At 58.8% G+C, this 15,412-nt stretch carries 16 protein-coding genes; 7 read left to right on the forward strand and 9 right to left on the reverse strand.

What is annotated here, in order from left to right; genetic code table 11:
- Positions 1-119: 119 nt before the first annotated feature.
- The 3 genes from N1030_RS12390 to N1030_RS12400 all read left to right on the forward strand — a co-directional run bounded on the left by N1030_RS12390 (position 120) and on the right by N1030_RS12400 (position 2,996).
- The gene (locus N1030_RS12390) at positions 120-620 is read left to right on the forward strand and encodes a TRAP transporter small permease (protein ID WP_265825787.1); all 501 of its coding nucleotides are present in this window, start codon (positions 120-122) and stop codon (positions 618-620) included.
- A gap of 1 nt (position 621) precedes the next feature.
- On the forward strand, positions 622-1,923 hold the full coding sequence (locus N1030_RS12395) for a TRAP transporter large permease (RefSeq protein WP_265825788.1): 1,302 nt from the start codon (positions 622-624) through the stop codon (positions 1,921-1,923).
- A 623-nt stretch (positions 1,924-2,546) separates the two neighbouring features.
- Positions 2,547-2,996, forward strand: a complete 450-nt coding sequence (locus N1030_RS12400; RefSeq protein ID WP_265825789.1) for a universal stress protein — start codon at positions 2,547-2,549, stop codon at positions 2,994-2,996.
- Between the two features lie 114 nt (positions 2,997-3,110).
- Here the strand turns inward: N1030_RS12400 and N1030_RS12405 are convergent, their stop codons facing one another.
- Positions 3,111-3,806, reverse strand: coding sequence for a hypothetical protein (locus tag N1030_RS12405; RefSeq protein WP_265825790.1), 696 nt, complete (start codon positions 3,804-3,806; stop codon positions 3,111-3,113).
- Between the two features lie 176 nt (positions 3,807-3,982).
- Positions 3,983-5,992, reverse strand: a complete 2,010-nt coding sequence (locus N1030_RS12410; protein WP_265825791.1) for a peptidase U32 family protein — start codon at positions 5,990-5,992, stop codon at positions 3,983-3,985.
- Between the two features lie 388 nt (positions 5,993-6,380).
- On the opposite strand from N1030_RS12410, the gene N1030_RS12415 reads away from it, so the two are divergent.
- The 4 genes from N1030_RS12415 to N1030_RS12430 all read left to right on the forward strand — a co-directional run bounded on the left by N1030_RS12415 (position 6,381) and on the right by N1030_RS12430 (position 10,137).
- Positions 6,381-7,199, forward strand: a complete 819-nt coding sequence (locus N1030_RS12415; RefSeq protein WP_265825792.1) for a dihydroorotate dehydrogenase electron transfer subunit — start codon at positions 6,381-6,383, stop codon at positions 7,197-7,199.
- A gap of 14 nt (positions 7,200-7,213) precedes the next feature.
- Positions 7,214-8,134: a dihydroorotate dehydrogenase gene (locus N1030_RS12420; protein ID WP_265825793.1), complete on the forward strand. Its 921-nt coding sequence runs from the start codon at positions 7,214-7,216 to the stop codon at positions 8,132-8,134.
- A gap of 340 nt (positions 8,135-8,474) precedes the next feature.
- A complete protein-coding gene (locus N1030_RS12425) occupies positions 8,475-9,392 on the forward strand; it encodes a LysR substrate-binding domain-containing protein (protein WP_265825794.1) in 918 nt (305 codons plus the stop codon).
- A gap of 19 nt (positions 9,393-9,411) precedes the next feature.
- Positions 9,412-10,137 (forward strand): DNA alkylation repair protein, encoded by a 726-nt coding sequence (locus N1030_RS12430; RefSeq protein WP_265825795.1) that lies wholly within the window; start codon positions 9,412-9,414, stop codon positions 10,135-10,137.
- 7 nt (positions 10,138-10,144) lie between these two features.
- Here N1030_RS12430 and N1030_RS12435 read toward each other — a convergent pair whose 3' ends face one another.
- The 7 genes from N1030_RS12435 to N1030_RS12465 all read right to left on the reverse strand — a co-directional run bounded on the left by N1030_RS12435 (position 10,145) and on the right by N1030_RS12465 (position 15,410).
- The gene (locus N1030_RS12435) at positions 10,145-10,507 is read right to left on the reverse strand and encodes a substrate-binding periplasmic protein (protein WP_265825796.1); all 363 of its coding nucleotides are present in this window, start codon (positions 10,505-10,507) and stop codon (positions 10,145-10,147) included.
- Positions 10,453-10,908 carry a substrate-binding periplasmic protein gene (locus tag N1030_RS12440; protein ID WP_265825797.1) on the reverse strand — a complete coding sequence of 152 codons (456 nt, stop codon included), beginning with the start codon at positions 10,906-10,908 and terminating at the stop codon, positions 10,453-10,455. The genes N1030_RS12435 and N1030_RS12440 overlap by 55 nt, the downstream gene beginning before the upstream one ends.
- 118 nt (positions 10,909-11,026) lie before the next feature.
- A complete protein-coding gene (locus N1030_RS12445; RefSeq protein ID WP_265825798.1) occupies positions 11,027-12,220 on the reverse strand; it encodes a M48 family metallopeptidase in 1,194 nt (397 codons plus the stop codon).
- Positions 12,221-12,228: 8 nt separating this feature from the next.
- Positions 12,229-13,389 carry a YjgN family protein gene (locus N1030_RS12450; RefSeq protein ID WP_265825799.1) on the reverse strand — a complete coding sequence of 387 codons (1,161 nt, stop codon included), beginning with the start codon at positions 13,387-13,389 and terminating at the stop codon, positions 12,229-12,231.
- A 114-nt stretch (positions 13,390-13,503) separates the two neighbouring features.
- The gene (aroE, locus tag N1030_RS12455; protein ID WP_265825800.1) at positions 13,504-14,328 is read right to left on the reverse strand and encodes a shikimate dehydrogenase; all 825 of its coding nucleotides are present in this window, start codon (positions 14,326-14,328) and stop codon (positions 13,504-13,506) included.
- A 139-nt stretch (positions 14,329-14,467) separates the two neighbouring features.
- Positions 14,468-14,863, reverse strand: a complete 396-nt coding sequence (locus N1030_RS12460) for a DUF1987 domain-containing protein (RefSeq protein WP_265825801.1) — start codon at positions 14,861-14,863, stop codon at positions 14,468-14,470.
- A gap of 10 nt (positions 14,864-14,873) precedes the next feature.
- Complete coding sequence (locus tag N1030_RS12465; protein ID WP_265825802.1) at positions 14,874-15,410, reverse strand: SiaB family protein kinase; 537 nt, start codon at positions 15,408-15,410, stop codon at positions 14,874-14,876.
- Between the last annotated feature and the right edge of the window lie 2 nt (positions 15,411-15,412).

Raw genomic sequence — 15,412 nt, forward strand, 5'->3', positions numbered from 1 at the left:
CTGATCATTCCGTCCGCCCTGTCAGGAACCTTGTTCCCCGGGGCGGACATCTTTTTACCGCGGGGAACGCTGACAGGGAGCCAAGGCTCCCCTCTCCCCGAATACGACGGGTAAACGTAATGAGGCATTCCTCGCTGCTTTTTCTGGATAAGGTAGGGGCACGCATATCCTTTGTGCTGGCCGTATTTGCCGGTCTGACGCTCACAGCCATGATGCTGCTGGCCTGCTGGAACATGGTGGGCAGAGCCTTCGGCTATCCGCTCAAGGGCACCTTTGAGCTCATGGGCTTCATGGGAGCCGTGGTTGCGGCCTTTTCGCTGGCCTATGCGCAGCAGTCGCGCAGCCACATCTTCGTGGCCTTCTTCATCGCCCGTTTCAAGCGACCGGTACGTCTGGCCCTTGATGCCGCCGTGCACCTCGCGTCCGCCGCCTTCTTCATCCATGCGGGGCTGGAGCTGGAAAAGCTCGCCGCCTTCATCGTGGAACTGGGTGAGCTTTCCGAAACCCTGCAGATCATCTACCACCCCTTTGTCTGGGCCGTCTGCATAGGCTGCTTCGCCATGGGTTTCGTGCTGTTCGTCTCCTTCCTGAAAACCGTACTGCTGGCTGAGGAGGTGTAGCATGGAACCGGTATATGCAGGCCTTCTCTCTGTTCTCGTACTGCTTGGCGCCATTCTGATCTCGCGCATTCCCGTTGGCTTTGCCATGGCCGTGATCGGCCTTGCCGGTTACGGCATCGTGGTCGGGCCGGAACCGGCTCTCAGCATGCTCGGCGGCGAGGTGTGGAGCGTTTTTTCAAGCTACGGCCTCACGGTTATTCCCTTCTTCATCCTCATGGGGCAGATCTGCTTCTATTCCGGCGTGAACGAACGGCTCTACAAGGCCGTCTACGCATGGTTCGGGCATATCGAAGGCGGCATAGCCATTGCCACGGTGCTGGCCTGTGCGGGCTTTTCCGCCATCTGCGGATCCAACACCGCCACCGCCGCCACCATGTCCACCGTGGCCCTGCCGGAAATGCGCAAATACGGCTATAACTCCATTCTCTCCACAGGCACCGTGGCTGCGGGCGCAACCCTTGGCGTGCTCATCCCGCCGAGCGTCGTACTCATCGTCATCGGCCTGCAGACCGGCGAATCCATAGGCAAACTCTTCATGGGCGGACTCGTCCCCGGCCTGCTGCTCATGAGCCTTTTCGTGCTCACCATCGTCTGGCAGTGCAAACGCCATCCCTCATGGGGTCCCACCGGCCCCAAGGCCACCTGGAAGGAACGCTTTGCCTCCCTGCCGGGTTCCATTGAAATCGTCATCCTGTTCGCCCTTGTCATGGGCGGGCTGTTCTTCGGCTTCTTCACCCCCACCGAGGCTGGTGCCGCCGGTGCGGCCATCGCCCTGATGATCAGCATCGTCACCGGACACATGAGCGTGCGCAAATTCATCGATTCAGTAAGCGACACCCTGCGCATCTCGTCCATGATCATGGTCATTCTGCTGGGCGCGGTGATATACGGCAAGTTCCTCGCCATCACCCAGCTGCCCTTCGTGGCTGCGGAATGGATTACGGGTCTCGCCCTGCCGCCGCTTATGATCATTCTGCTCATCTGCGGCATCTACGCCATAGGGGGCATGATCATGGATGCCCTTGCCCTGTTGCTGGTGACCATTCCCATTTTCTTCCCCGTGGTGCAGGCCATGAACTACGACCCCATCTGGTTCAGCGTACTCATCACCGTGGTGACCACCATGGGGGCCATCACGCCACCTGTGGGGGTTACGGCCTTTGTGGTGGCTTCTGCCGCCACGGACGTGCCCATCGAAAAGGTGTTCAAGGGCGTGGGGTATTTCATCGGAGCCTACCTTGTCTGCTGCGCACTGCTGCTGGCCTTTCCCGCACTGGCTACGTATCTGCCGTCGCTGATGTAAAGGGCAGGCTGGAGTAGCCCGCAACAACCACCTTAGATAATCTTTTCCACTTTCCCCGCCGGACTAAGCCTCCGGCGGGGAGAGCGGGGCCGCCTGCGCGCTGCCCCCTCTCCACTCCCCCCGCGCTTATTTGCCTATGGCAGGCCCTGCCTTTTGCATCATCTTCCGCTGGCTCCCCCCCCCGTTACCTCCGGCCTTTGCGACTGTCTCGGATGAAACAATTCAGAGCATTCTCTTTCCGTACCCTCGCCGGCAAAGGCCTGCGGTCTCCGAGTCGACCACACCGTTCCTGCAAAGACCTCTCTGTAGCCGTCATCAACTCTCTGCAAGAAAACCCCCGAGGCAAGCATCAGACCACGCAGTCTCGCCCTCTCTAGCCAACACTCAGCACAGCGCTCTCCGCAAATGTTTAAGAGACGATGATATGTTTTCTGCCCCCATTGTATCATCCTTCCATCGTTGTTATTATTTGGGTAGCTCGAACAAACAGTCTGCCACCTGATGCCGTGCCCAGTGCCCTGCCTAATGTCCCGCCAGGCGCAGTGAGGCCATTGTCTTAAGCAGAACACGGTTCCCAGTAAGGTTCGGGCGCAAACCTTAGCAATGCAAAACGGAGGTGCACCATGAGCGAAGAGGCCCCCAAATTTCCAAAGGGATTCAACAGGATTCTCGTACCGGTGGACGGCTCCAAGTACTCCCTGCTTGCCAAGGTGAAAGCCATGTCCATGGGAGCCGCCATGGGATCGGAGATCGTTCTGCTTCATGTCACGGGCAGTATTCCGAACCTGATCGGCGGGCACGCCCGAGAAGAACTCATCGAAGAACTGCTCCGTGAAGGCAAAGACCTGCTGAAACCGTACGTCGGCGCCCTGCTGGATAAAGGGGTGAAACACAGGGAACTCGTCGTGGTTGGCGATCCCGGCAACGTGATCTGCGATGTCGCTGAACGTGAAGAGTGCGACCTCATTATCATGGGCTCGCGCGGTCTCAGTGATCTGGAAGGCATGGTGCTCGGCAGCGTGACGCACCGCGTGCTTAACCTTTCCAAGCTGCCTGTGCTCGTTGCGCGCTAACGGCAACGCAGGCTCTCCGTTGACAACAATAAGGCCGGACAGCACATGCTGTCCGGCCTTTCTGCATTATTATCGCCGCAGGACGCCCATCCATCGGAAGTTGCAATTCCGGGATCAGCTGTCCGCCGGGCCGCACCTGCTCTTTCCGGCAGTCAGCCCGATGTACCATGTGCGGCCGACATACGGCGCAATCATCCAAAGAAACAGGGTTAAGATATATGTCAGCGGAAATCCGTTCACGACCTTTTCAAGGGAGAACTCAGCCAGAAAAGAAAACCAGAGACTCCCGAAACAGAGGACGGTTCCCAGTATCAACACACAGAACGCATCCAGGGCAGATATCTCCCTGTTCCTTTTCTTATTCCTGATCACGGTCGTGAGCATTATGGCCCCGATCTTTTTCGATCGCAGCACATAGGCGAACGACACGCCCACAGATATGCACAAATATCCCTGCATGATAAAACGATACACATGATCATCAATACCGAAGTAATGACGACAGATCGTCAGCAGGAAGGGGAACAGCAAATTCGCCAGAATGAATGTGGAGAAGACCTCGCCCTGAGAAACAATGCCTCCATCAGGACACTGCGCCTGCGTCCTCTTGAAATCCCTGAGCAGGAACCATCCAAATCCGATCACGAAACAGATCGTCGCTCCAAGTTCGTCAACCCATATCAACTCGAGAATCTTATCCTTGCCATGCCACTCCTTGCTCGGACCGTCCATCAGCAACGCTATCCGCATATACAGAAAGACTAGAACAAACGTCATGGTACGACAGAATCGTTTATACACATTCTTCATATCAGCACCTTTACCATGCATACACATTCAAACGATGTTCGTACGCGAACTGTCGTATCGCTGCAACTCGACGAACGGCAGTCAGTGTGCCTCTCGTGACCGGTGCATCCCGCACTTCAACAAAAAACCCCGACCACACTCGTGGTCGGGGTTTCTGTTTTCATGAACCGCAGGTCTTACAGCAACGGCAGATCCCAGTTGAAGGGGGAGGTGCGCTTTGCTTCCGGCACTTCCTGCGGAGGCGTTTCCAGCATCTTCACGAACATGGTGTAACCCGCCGCGATGAGCTGGTCGCGCTTGGATTCGATATCCAGAGGCCAGCCGGGATAGATCCACGTGTTCTGCCCGTATCTGCGCATCCAGAACACTTCACCCTTGGGCGAAGTGAAGGGCTCGTTGAGCCTGATGCCGTCATGCGGCAGACGGGAAATCCCCATGGGCCAGAAACCGGACAGCACGATGCCGAGCGGCAGGCAGCTTTCCTTGGGCAGAGCCAGCACATCCTCAGAGGACAGTTCCGGCGAAATGATCGCGCCGCGGAAGCCCAGCCCCTTCAGCGCGGCAATGGCCGCAGGGTTGGCGGGGTTGCAGAACGGACCGGCCACAAGGTCGGCCTTGGAGCCCTCGAACAGAGCCACCTGCCACGGGGAACCGAGCACGAAGTGGCGTGCGCCGTTACGCAACGCCTGATTCACCATGCGCTGCCAACCCTGCTCTTCGCTGGGCCAGATAACCGGCGGCAGCCACCACGACATGCGCGGGAACAGAGTGCGTCCGACAGACTGCAGGGTCTTGGGACCGAGCCACAGGCCGTTCACGTTGCCCGTGAACTTGCCTGCCTTGCCTTCCTTGCCGTGGGGCAGGCCGGGACGCAGGATCACGTTCACCACGGGCAGACGCTTGCCTGCCTTGGGGTATTCCGGCGTGAACTCCACAGGGGAGCCCTTGCGGCCCTTGCACTTTTTCAGACGGGCTTCCCACTCGTCCAGCAGGCGCACCAGTTCCGGTTCACGGCGGTCAATGAGGAAGATCGGTGTACCGGACTTGGGGTCCTTGCGGGCAGGGGCACGCAGCATATAGGTGCCGCCCTTGGGAACGCGCTTCACCACACGGTCGGTAAAGTGCCACGGCTCGTCTTCGTAGCCAATGCGCAGATAATCGTGCTGCAGCAGTTCGAAACGGGGCTTGAAGAAATATTTGGGATAGGTGCGTTCGCCCTTCTTTGCCTTGGGAGCGGGTTCCATGACCACCTTTCCCGCCAGCAGACCGGAACTGGTCTGCTCACCGGGCTGGGTGGGCGAATAGGGACGCTGCGGCAGGAAGATGGAATGCGTGGAGGGACGGCCAAGCGCCTGCTCCAGCAGCTGTTCCGCCTGCTTGCGTGCGGAAGGATCATCCGGATGGTCGCGCAGCAGCTTATAGGCCGCCGTGGTGTAGAACACGTAGTGGGGGCCTTTCTTGCGGCCTTCGATCTTCCACGACTTGAGATTCTCGATGGGCAGCAGGGTCTTGGCCAGTACGTCCAGCGAGAGGTCCATACAGGAGAAGAAGCGGCCCTTGCGCTTGTTCTGCTGGTAGACGCGGCGGCAGGGCTGCACGCAGCGACCGCGCAGGCCGGACTTACCGCCCATGTAGCTGGACCAGTAGCAGCGGCCGGAAACGCAGTAACACAGCGCGCCGTGCACGAAGAGTTCAAGGCTCATGCCCTCGGGGCAGGCGTCGCTGCACTGGCGCACTTCATCCAGATTCAGTTCGCGGGGCAGAATGACGCGGGAAACACCCATGCTCTGCGCCACCTTGAAGGCGGCGGGATGCGTGACGTTGGCGAGGGTGGAGAGATGCATCTCGCCCTCAAAGCCCACCTGACGGGCCATTTCCACAGCACCGAGGTCCTGCATGATCAGGGCGTCAGGCTGCACGTCGCGCTTCAGACGCGCGATAAGGCGACCCGCAGCATCGGGGTCCCCCGGCTTGAGCAGGCTGTTCAGCGCCACATAGATGCGGCGATCCTCCTTGTGCGCAAGCTCGACGATGCGGGAAAGTTCGCTGGTGGAAAAGTTGCCCGCCTGAGCGCGGGCGGAAAAGTGCTTAAGCCCGAGATATACCGCATCGGCGCCCGCGGCGAGCGCGGCGAGACATGCCTTGGCATCCCCTGCGGGAGCCAGTATTTCAGGAGTATTCTGCATATGACCTTCTTTGACGCGGGGCGGAGCCGCCCTGCCGTCGTGTAAAATTTGCCGCCTGGCGCAATAACCGGAAACGGTGCTGGAGATGCGAGAGAGAAAAATAAAGGAAGCCGGTCTCCGGAGCATATACCTTTCATATGGCGGGCCTTGCACATAACCATAGATTGGCTCGCTGGCAACTGCAATATGGTAGCAGTAAAATGAAGTCTTGCCACCGGAAGAATGTCGGTCTATGTCATGGCAGGCGACAATGCCCCCTGTCGCGCCTCACTTTCCCCGTCAGGAAAGTTGGCAGAGGGCAAACGCCAGAACCAGTCTGCAACTGCGGCCCGCCAGATTATATTCTGCACCATACACGGCCGCATCCCGATATCTTAAGGTAATACTCATGACCAACGAACAATGCACCACCCTGAAGGTTCTGGACAACGTCCCCTTCGGGCAGGTTTCCGGCGAACACCTCTTTTTCGCCCTCCGGCTTGAACGTCCGGAATGGAAGAACTGGCAGCCCGGCCAATTCGTCATGGTCCGCCCCAGCGGCTGGGCCATGGACATGCTCTGGGCCCGTCCCTTCTCCATCTGCCGCGTCAGCAACCGCGACCTCGTTCTCTTCTTTCAGGTAGTCGGCCGCGGCACCCGCAGAATGGCCACCCTGAAAAGCGGGGACGAAGTGATGGTATGGGGCCCCCTCGGCAACGGCTTTGCCGTGGAGCCTGACACCCCCACCCTGCTGCTTGCAGGCGGCATCGGCATCGCCCCCTTCGTAGGTTACGTGCATAGCCACCCCAAACCGTGGAACCTGCACATGGAGTTCGGCCACAGAATGCCGCTGAACTGCTATCCCTACGAATCCATCAACGAAAAGATCATGGGCGACGCCCATCTTGAAGAAAAGCCCGAAGACCTTACCCTGTTCATCGAGCGCATGGATAAGCGCATTCAGGAATACGGCGAGCAGAACGGCCTTGTGCTGGCCTGCGGCCCCACCCCCTTCCTGCGCACCGTGCAGCATCTGGCACTGAAGCATAAGGTGCGCTGCCAGCTTTCGCTGGAAACGCGCATGGCATGCGGCGTAGGTGCATGCCTCGGCTGCGTCACCAAGGTTTCAGACGACATGCACGCCAACGGCGTTGCGGCAGGCAGGGCACAGGTGTGCAACCACGGCCCCGTGTTCTGGGCTGATCAGGTCAACCTTTCCGAAGGCTAGGGAGCGATACACTCATGGATATGCGTCTGAATCTTCCCGGTCTGCCGGATTTCAGCTTCAAGAACCCCATTCTCACGGCTTCCGGCACCTTCGGTTACGGCATTGAGTTCGCCCCCTATGGCGACCTGACCACCCTTGGCGGCATTGTGGTGAAGGGTCTTTCCCTTGCTCCGCGCGCAGGCAACCCCATGCCCCGCATCGCGGAAACGCCCTGCGGCATGCTCAATGCCGTGGGTCTGCAGAACTCAGGTGTGGAATCCTTCATCAAGGACAAGCTGCCCAAGCTGCCGTGGCGCGACCTGCCGGTCATTGCCAACATCTACGCCTGCGATCCGGGCGAGTTTGCGGAACTGACCAGCGTGCTTGCCCGCGAACAGGGCATTGCCGCCATTGAAGTGAACATTTCGTGCCCCAACGTGAAGGAAGGCGGCATCCTCTTCGGTCAGGACGCCGCACAGGCCGCCCGTGTAACCGAAGCAGTGAAGCGCGTTGCCGGCGACAAGCCGGTCATCATAAAGCTGAGCCCCAACGTCACGGACATCACCACCATTGCCAAGGCCGTTGAAGACGCAGGGGCCGACATGCTCTCCTGCATCAACACCCTGTCCGGCATGGGCGTGGATATCCGCACCCGCAAGCCGCTTCTGGCCAACGTCATCGGCGGTCTTTCCGGCCCCGCCATTAAGCCCGTGGCCCTGCGCTGCGTGTGGCAGGTGTGCCGCGCCGTGAACATTCCGGTCATCGGCATCGGCGGCATTGCCTCTGCCGAAGACGTACTGGAATTCATGCTTGTCGGTGCGCACGCCGTGCAGGTGGGTACCGCCAACTTCGTGCGCCCGGACTTCAGCTTCCGCCTCGTGCGGGAATTCGAACAGCTGGTGCAGAAGATGGGCATCACCGACCTCGAAGAATTCCGCGGTTCCCTGAAGGCGTAGCCTCTTCAGCCAACCCGGTACCCTGAATGACAAAACCGCCCGTAAGCAGAGCTTGCGGGCGGTTTTCTTTGTGCGTACGGCACGCACAAGTGCAGAGGAGTTTTCAGCGTTAGTCACTCGCCAAAAAGTGAGGCCCTGCGGGTGTGGGCATGCAGGGCCTCGTAGGGGAAAAAGGAGGAAGAAGCGCAAAACCAACTAGTCGGAAGCTGTATACCTAAAATTGGCAGTATTGGGCATACTTGTTTCCCGTTGTGATGGTGAAGCCATGGTATCCGGACTAGCCCAAAAAGCAAATTTATTATATTTAAAAAGTCGATCAAAAATTTTGAAGAGGTCGGCAGTGAACATAACAGTACGCCAACTTGAGCTTTTTGTCTCGCTCATGCGCAATCCGCACATCGGAAAAGTGGCCGAGGAGCATTTCATCACCCAGTCCGCCGTGTCCATGGCCATCAAATCCCTTGAAGACAGCGTGGGCGAGCAGCTCTTCGACCGCATCAGCAACCGGCTTGTGCCCAACGAGAGCGGACGCCTGCTGCTGAACCGCATCCGCCCGGCCCTGGAGCAGCTGCAGGAAGTGGAAACCATGTTCCGCCAAAACCGCATGGCAGGCGTGCTGACCGTTGCCGCAAGCTCCACCATTGCGGACTACATCATGCCGCAGGTGCTCTTCGACTTCCGCAATCTCTATCCCGAGGTGCAGGTGGAAATGCTCAGCCGCAACTCCGCCGATGTCATTGCAGGCATTGAAAGCGGCACCGTGGCACTCGGGTTCATCGAAGGCGACTACGAATGCCGCGTGGCGGACTTCCGCGAACTGTGCACGGAAGAACTGGTGGTGGTTTCTTCCGACAAGGACTTCGCCTCGGCGCGGGAATACACCCTTGAAGAACTGCTGGACATGAAGTGGGTTCTGCGTGAGTCCGGCTCCGGCACCCGTCAGACCATGTGGGAATACCTTGGCCCCGCCAAGAAGCGTCTGAACGTCTTTCTGGAACTGGAACACATCGAATCCATCAAGATGGTGCTGAAGAATCCTGACACGTTAAGTTGCATGTCTCCCTTCTGTGTCCAGCGCGAGCTCGCCAACGCGGAACTCTTTCCCGTGCAGGTGGAGGGCGTTGAGTTCAAACGCCGCTTCTACTCCGTGACCCACCGGCAGAAATACAAATCCACTCTGCTGCAGGCCTTTGCCGACCATGTGCGCCAGCATCTGGAGACCATGTGGCCGTGGATCATGCGCAACCCCCAGCACTAGGCAGATCCCGGAAGACATCATGAATGACACCCCCCTTGCGGATATGACTCTCATCAGCAGCCTGCGCCGGAACCTGCGTGACCTTGCAGTGCCTGAAGACGCCGCCCCCATGCAGGCGTACATGAAGTCCGCCATGCCTTTTCTGGGCTGCAAGAAGCCGGTTCGCGCGCAGGCGTGCAAGGCGCTTTTCGCAGCCCGCCTGCCGCTGTCCCCTGCTGTCCTGCTGGATACCGTTGCCGTGCTGTGGCACGAGGCTACGCACAGGGAAGAACGCTACTGCGCATTGAGCCTGCTGCACCACAAGAAGCACGCGAAACATTTGCATACCCCTGACGCCCGCCTGCTGACCCTGCTGGAGGAAATGGTCGTAACCGGTGCGTGGTGGGACTTTGTGGATGAGCTGACGCACAGCTTCGGCTCGCTGTTGCGCCATGCCGGAGAGTCCATGCGCCCCCTGCTGCTGGACTGGGCCGCCTGCGACAACATGTGGAAGCGACGCATAGCCATTCTCTGCCAACTGCGCTTCAAGGAGCTTACGGATTTCGCCTTCATGCAGGCCTGCATAGAACCCAGCCTGCCGCCCTCGCCTATGGCGGACGAATTCTTTCTCCGCAAAGGCATCGGCTGGGCGCTGCGCGATTACGCCTGGAGCAACCCTGCTGCTGTCGCCGCCTATGTACAGGCCAACGAAAAGCGCCTCAGCCCGCTGACAAGGCGTGAGGCGCTGAAGCGTATCAGCAAATGACCGCCCTCTAGTGCTGCATGTTGCTGCGATAGTCCTGCACGGCCTTGTCTATAAGCCGTTGCACCGTCCCATTCTGCAGCAACTGCATCAGGCGTTGCTGGATGAATTCCATCTCGCCCGCATAACGGGAATCTCTGGACACCGCCAGATAGAGCCCTTCTGAGGTCAAGGGCACCGGCAGCATGCGTATCCGGTCTCCAAGCCCGAGTCGCTCAATCTCAAACAGGCCGGAATACCGGCCATAGGGCACATAGTCCACCCGCCCCGCAGCAAGCTTCTCCAGATTGCCACGCAGGTTGGAAGTCCTTTCAACCGTCAGGTGTTTTTTGATGACCTCGTCCAGCTCCATACCGTAGCTATCGCCGACCACACCCCCCCCATTCTTCCTACAAGGTCTTCCCATGTTTTAAAGGAAAACTCATTTCCCTTACGGACAAAAATGACATTTTCATCGGACATATATGGCATGGAGGTATACAGAAGGTAGGATTCCCGCTCGGCCGTGCGATAAATAGTCGTCACGATATCAAGCTTGCCTGTCTGGGCCAAATACTGCACCCGTGCCCACGGACCGACGTCCCTGGAGACAACGGAGACCGAGCGGTCAGCAAAAATAGCGCGTACAACCTCCGCACCGACACCGAGCATTTCTCCCTTATGTGCCCATGATGAAGGCGGATAATTGACATTACCCGACGTACGCAGCTCTTCCTGCCCCCAAGCGGGACAGACGAAACAGAACATCAACAGCAGAACGACAGTCAGTCTCATGGTACCTCCGCACACTGCGACAGAATCGTACTTCCGCGCTCATACTACTATTGACTGACAGACGTTGTATTGATTTTCTGCCGAAAACCGTCAGCAGGAAAAAACATCACAAAACCGACTAGTCGCAGATATTCCGGATATACTGCCAGCGGGCCCATGACATGAGCTCGCCACGTTGCCCCGCATTGAGGTCCGTGTTCTGCCCCGCCTCCCGCTGCATTGCCTGCAGCATGGCGATGCGCTCCTCCGTTGCCGGATGCGAGCTGAGCAGCTCCAACGAAGGAAGAAAACTGTCATCTTCCTTGGCTTCCTTGTCCAGCCGCTGAAAGAACGCGATGAGTCCATCGGCACTCATGCCCGCCTTGCGGAGCAGCGCAAAGGCATGGGCATCCGCATCCCTTTCGAACTCACGGCTCCAGGACGATGTGGTCATATACATGGCAAGGCCGCGCGCGGTATCGCCCGTCATGTTGCTGCTGTTGCCTGAAAATAGCACCGCTAGCAGTTGCAGCCCGTAGGCTCCGGCCATGCTACGCAGGCCGTGCCGTTCCTTCACGTGGCCCATTTCGTGGGCCAGCACGCCTGCCAGCTCTTCCGGCGACTCCGCCTTCTCGATAAGGCCGGAGGTGACAAGGATGGCCCCGCCCGGTGCCGCAAAGGCATTCACGATGCCGGAATCCACCACGCGCACGGAAAAGGCATAGGGGGAATCCTCCGCAGCCGCGAGGCGGCCGACAAGCGCGTCCAGCATGCCCACGCCCTCTGCCTTGTCGCATTCCGACACGTTGCCGTCCTGCTTTCTGGCCAGCAGCACGCCGACCTGATCCCGCACGTCCTCTCCCAACCGGCGCTCAACCTCCAGCGGCACCATGTTCACCACGGCCTCCGTGGCGTAGGGGAAAACCCACCACAACAGAAGCCCCAGCACCCAGATGGCCGCCCCTGCCCGCAACAACCTGCGCAGGGAAGACCTGCGGGCCGTTTTGCGGATATCCCGCAGAAACGGTTCCAGACGGGCATGTGCGGCCTTGTTCGCCACGGTGAGGCGCTCGCCGGAATCCCCGCCGCCCTGCAGATGCGTCAGGCAGTAAGGCGGATTCATGAAGTCCGGCAGAACAATGCTTTCGCGGGCCCATATGGCCATGGTCGCCCCTGAAGGCGAAAGGATGCGCAGATGCCTGGCCTCGGACTGGATATCCACCGGGTATGGCTGCGCAGAATTTCCGTCATAATACCGGAATCCGGCAGACTCCCCCTGTGCAGGGGAAGCCGCCGGAACATGGGAACGGGAAGAAGATACGAAATCCGTCATGCTGCGTCCTATACGGCAAGGTCCACGTCAAATGCTTCAAAAAACCCTTCGCCATATATGGGTGCCTCCTGCGCATCCTGCTCGAGGTGCACGTAGTCGAGGCTGCCCTCCACTTCCATCGTGTTCAGATAGTAGCGCATGGCCCGGGTCACGAGCCAGGGCGTGGCAAGACCGAGCGTGCAAATCAGCAGCAGGAGGTTGCTCAGCTGCAGCCACAGCAGGCCCCTTCCGGTCACCACGCTGCGGAGCCGGATATCCGGGAAACGGGTGTTGGCCACCTGCCAGCGGATATATACGCCGAAGAACCAGTAGGAAAACATCGATCCGAGGAAAACCATGCCGTAGAACACGAGCATGGCCTTGCCAAAAGCCTTGGCCGCATCCTCACCGGGGTTGCCGTTCAAGAGGGAAAGTGCGGCTGGCAGGTCAGATAATATGAATCCGGCCGCGCCAAAGGCCGCGACTCCCAGCACCGCCACCAAAAAGGATATGTACAGCGGTTTGGCCTTGCCAGTGAACCAGAAGCGCCGCTTGCCGTACCACATGTTGTTGACAATTCGGTTGCTGATAACCGCGCGTGACTTGGGGTACCAGAGCATGAGCGTAATCAGGTTGAGCAGAGCCTGCCCCATAGCCACGAACATGTACTTCCATGCGCTGCCGGAAAGATTGAAGCGTATGCCGCGCCAGCGGGTGCGCGTCAGGCGGTAGCGGATGGCGCGGTAGGTCGCGAAAAACCAGAAGGGCATGAGCACCAGCACCGCAAGCGCGGAAAGTCCCGGATGGATGCGCTCAAGAAGCACCTGCGCCACCATGTAGAGAATGAAAACCCCGACCACGATAAGGAAACCGAAAAACAGTTCCTTGCCCGTTCCGGTGTACTCCAGCGGTTCACCTTCCACCACGGTGTGCGCCCACAGGTATTTTCTGACCCGTACCTTGGCCCAGAAATGGTAGATGCCCAGCGTCAGAATGGTGAGCAGAAAGTTGACGATCCAGATCTTGAACAGCTCCCAACCGCTGCCCGTGAACTGCACCATTTGCCGGTAGCCTTCCTGCGTACCGCCGTTAAAGATGAATCCCCCACTTTGCACGGGCGCAGCCTGCGGCATGCCCTGACCATTTGATGCGCCCCCCGCATACAATACGTCGTCGTTCTGCAATTCCATAATTGCCCCTTGCAATGTGTTTTGCCGCTGCCTGTACTACACGGAATTACAAAATAAAAGCCCCATCCGAATACAATATCCGGACGGGGATACTTAACAACCGTTTCTCCCGTTCTACAGAGACAGGATGCTCCTGATACGTTCGCGTACGTCTTCAAGGGGCAAGTCCACCCCTGTCCAGATGCGGAACTGCTCCATGCCCTGTGCGGCAAACATGTGCAGACCGTCCAGCGTCTGCCATCCCGCAGCCTCAGCCTCGGCAAGGAAGCGGGTGCGCAGGGGATTGTACACAAGGTCATAGGCAATGCCGCTGCGTCCGGCAAAGGCGGCCTGCGGACAGGGCGTCTCTTCCACCTTGTCGCCACTCATGCCCAGCGGCGTGGAATTGATGATGAGATCAGCTTTCACAGCCGTACGCTCTTCCCACGGCACCACGGTCGCACCAAACGGCTCCGCCACGGCAACGGCACGCTCCTGCGACCGGTTGGCAATGCCGACATCCGCCACACCCAGTTCGCGCAGGCCTGCCAGAACGGCCTTGGCCGCCCCGCCCGCACCAAGCACAAGGGCGCTGCCTATCCGGTCCGCATGCTGCCGCAGGGGGGAAAGAAAACCGGTGATGTCCGTATTATCACCCATCAGTCTGCCCTTGTCCCAGAACAGCGTGTTCACGGCCCCCACGGTCTGTGCCAGCGGGGTAATGCCGTCCAGCAGGGGCATGACCGTTTCCTTGTGCGGAATGGTCACGCTGGCGCCGGACAGGGGCAAGGTGCGGAAGGCGGCGATGAAGTCCGCCAGTTTTTCCGGCGGCGTGGGAAAAGCCATATATGCGGCAGCAATGCCGCAACGTTCAAACCCCCAGTTATGCAGGGCGGGGCTCATGGTGTGGCCGAGCGGGTGCCCGATGATGCCATAGAGCTTCTCAGGAATTCGAGTCATGGTCTCTCGCCTTGTCAGGGGTTAGGTTCCTCGCGGTGCCACCATGCACCGCACCAGTGCACAGTGCCGCGAGCGGCAAGGCAGGTCAACCCCATCTGGCAGAACTGGAACTGCCATGAATCAAGACGCCTTCCGTGCCTCACGCGGCAACGGACACCAGCTCGAAGTTGATATGCTGCACGTCTTCCTGAAACTCCTCGCCGCATTCAAGCGCCGTTTCGTTTTCCTCATCATAGCGCCAACGTACGCAGACGGATTTGCCCGCCTGTGCCGCGGCATCCAGCATGTCAAAAAGGTCCATGAAGGTCTTTGAGCTGGAACTGTTAAAGTAGACGATTTCCATTTCCAGCGTCATGGGCTGGTTCTGCGATACGCTCAGGTATTCCCGCAGCCAGTCAAACACTGGGGCATAGAACCGCGAGCAGTTCTCCGGATACGACTCTCCCCGCAGGCTCAGGTTGTGTGTCTCGGGGTTGAAATCTATGGCGGGGGACGACTTGGTCGCCTCCACTTGCAAGTGCTTCAGGGAACTCATACTGCCTCTTTTAAACATGCACCTTCACGGCAAAGAAGGATGTGTCATCATCTATGGGGTCAAAACGGTATTGCAGCGGGCGGCTGGCCTTTCTTGCCATCTCGATAAAGCCGAGGCCCGCCCCGCAGGAATCCTCATCCGGCCCTTTGCGGCGCTGCTCCTTGTAATAAGCCTTCAGTTCCTCACGCGTCATACCGTTCACCGTATCAATACGCTCACGTATGCGGTCTTCGCGCTTGCGGCTGACGGGGTTTCCACAGGCCACATAAAATTGCTCACCGCTACGCCCCACCATGATCTGGCCCGTCCCCATGCAGGCTGTGGGCGTGCATATGTCCCGTGCGTAACAGATGACGTTCTGCATCTGCTCCACAAGAACGGAAAACACTTTCTGCGCTAGCAGCATGCCGTTCTCCTCAAGCACCATCTTGCGGCGCATCATGTCGCCGACTCCTTCCACCACGCCCTGCGAAATGGGGCCGTTGTAATACAACACAACCCCCTCACGGCTCATGGTTTCGTGATAGGAAAGCATATTCACATCCATGA

Origin of the sequence: Desulfovibrio mangrovi (genome assembly GCF_026230175.1) — a bacterium.
In the GTDB taxonomy this organism is placed as follows: domain Bacteria; phylum Desulfobacterota; class Desulfovibrionia; order Desulfovibrionales; family Desulfovibrionaceae; genus Halodesulfovibrio; species Halodesulfovibrio mangrovi.

Coding starts and splice junctions, on each gene's coding strand:
- N1030_RS12400 (WP_265825789.1), top strand. CDS start 2,547: ATGAGCGAAGAGGCCCCCAAATTTCCAAAGGGATTCAACAGGATTCTC.
- N1030_RS12450 (WP_265825799.1), bottom strand. CDS start 13,389: ATGGAATTGCAGAACGACGACGTATTGTATGCGGGGGGCGCATCAAAT.
- N1030_RS12460 (WP_265825801.1), bottom strand. CDS start 14,863: ATGAGTTCCCTGAAGCACTTGCAAGTGGAGGCGACCAAGTCGTCCCCC.
- N1030_RS12445 (WP_265825798.1), bottom strand. CDS start 12,220: ATGACGGATTTCGTATCTTCTTCCCGTTCCCATGTTCCGGCGGCTTCC.
- N1030_RS12420 (WP_265825793.1), top strand. CDS start 7,214: ATGGATATGCGTCTGAATCTTCCCGGTCTGCCGGATTTCAGCTTCAAG.
- N1030_RS12465 (WP_265825802.1), bottom strand. CDS start 15,410: ATGGATGTGAATATGCTTTCCTATCACGAAACCATGAGCCGTGAGGGG.
- N1030_RS12410 (WP_265825791.1), bottom strand. CDS start 5,992: ATGCAGAATACTCCTGAAATACTGGCTCCCGCAGGGGATGCCAAGGCA.
- N1030_RS12440 (WP_265825797.1), bottom strand. CDS start 10,908: ATGAGACTGACTGTCGTTCTGCTGTTGATGTTCTGTTTCGTCTGTCCC.
- N1030_RS12405 (WP_265825790.1), bottom strand. CDS start 3,806: ATGAAGAATGTGTATAAACGATTCTGTCGTACCATGACGTTTGTTCTA.
- aroE (WP_265825800.1), bottom strand. CDS start 14,328: ATGACTCGAATTCCTGAGAAGCTCTATGGCATCATCGGGCACCCGCTC.
- N1030_RS12415 (WP_265825792.1), top strand. CDS start 6,381: ATGACCAACGAACAATGCACCACCCTGAAGGTTCTGGACAACGTCCCC.
- N1030_RS12430 (WP_265825795.1), top strand. CDS start 9,412: ATGAATGACACCCCCCTTGCGGATATGACTCTCATCAGCAGCCTGCGC.
- N1030_RS12395 (WP_265825788.1), top strand. CDS start 622: ATGGAACCGGTATATGCAGGCCTTCTCTCTGTTCTCGTACTGCTTGGC.
- N1030_RS12390 (WP_265825787.1), top strand. CDS start 120: ATGAGGCATTCCTCGCTGCTTTTTCTGGATAAGGTAGGGGCACGCATA.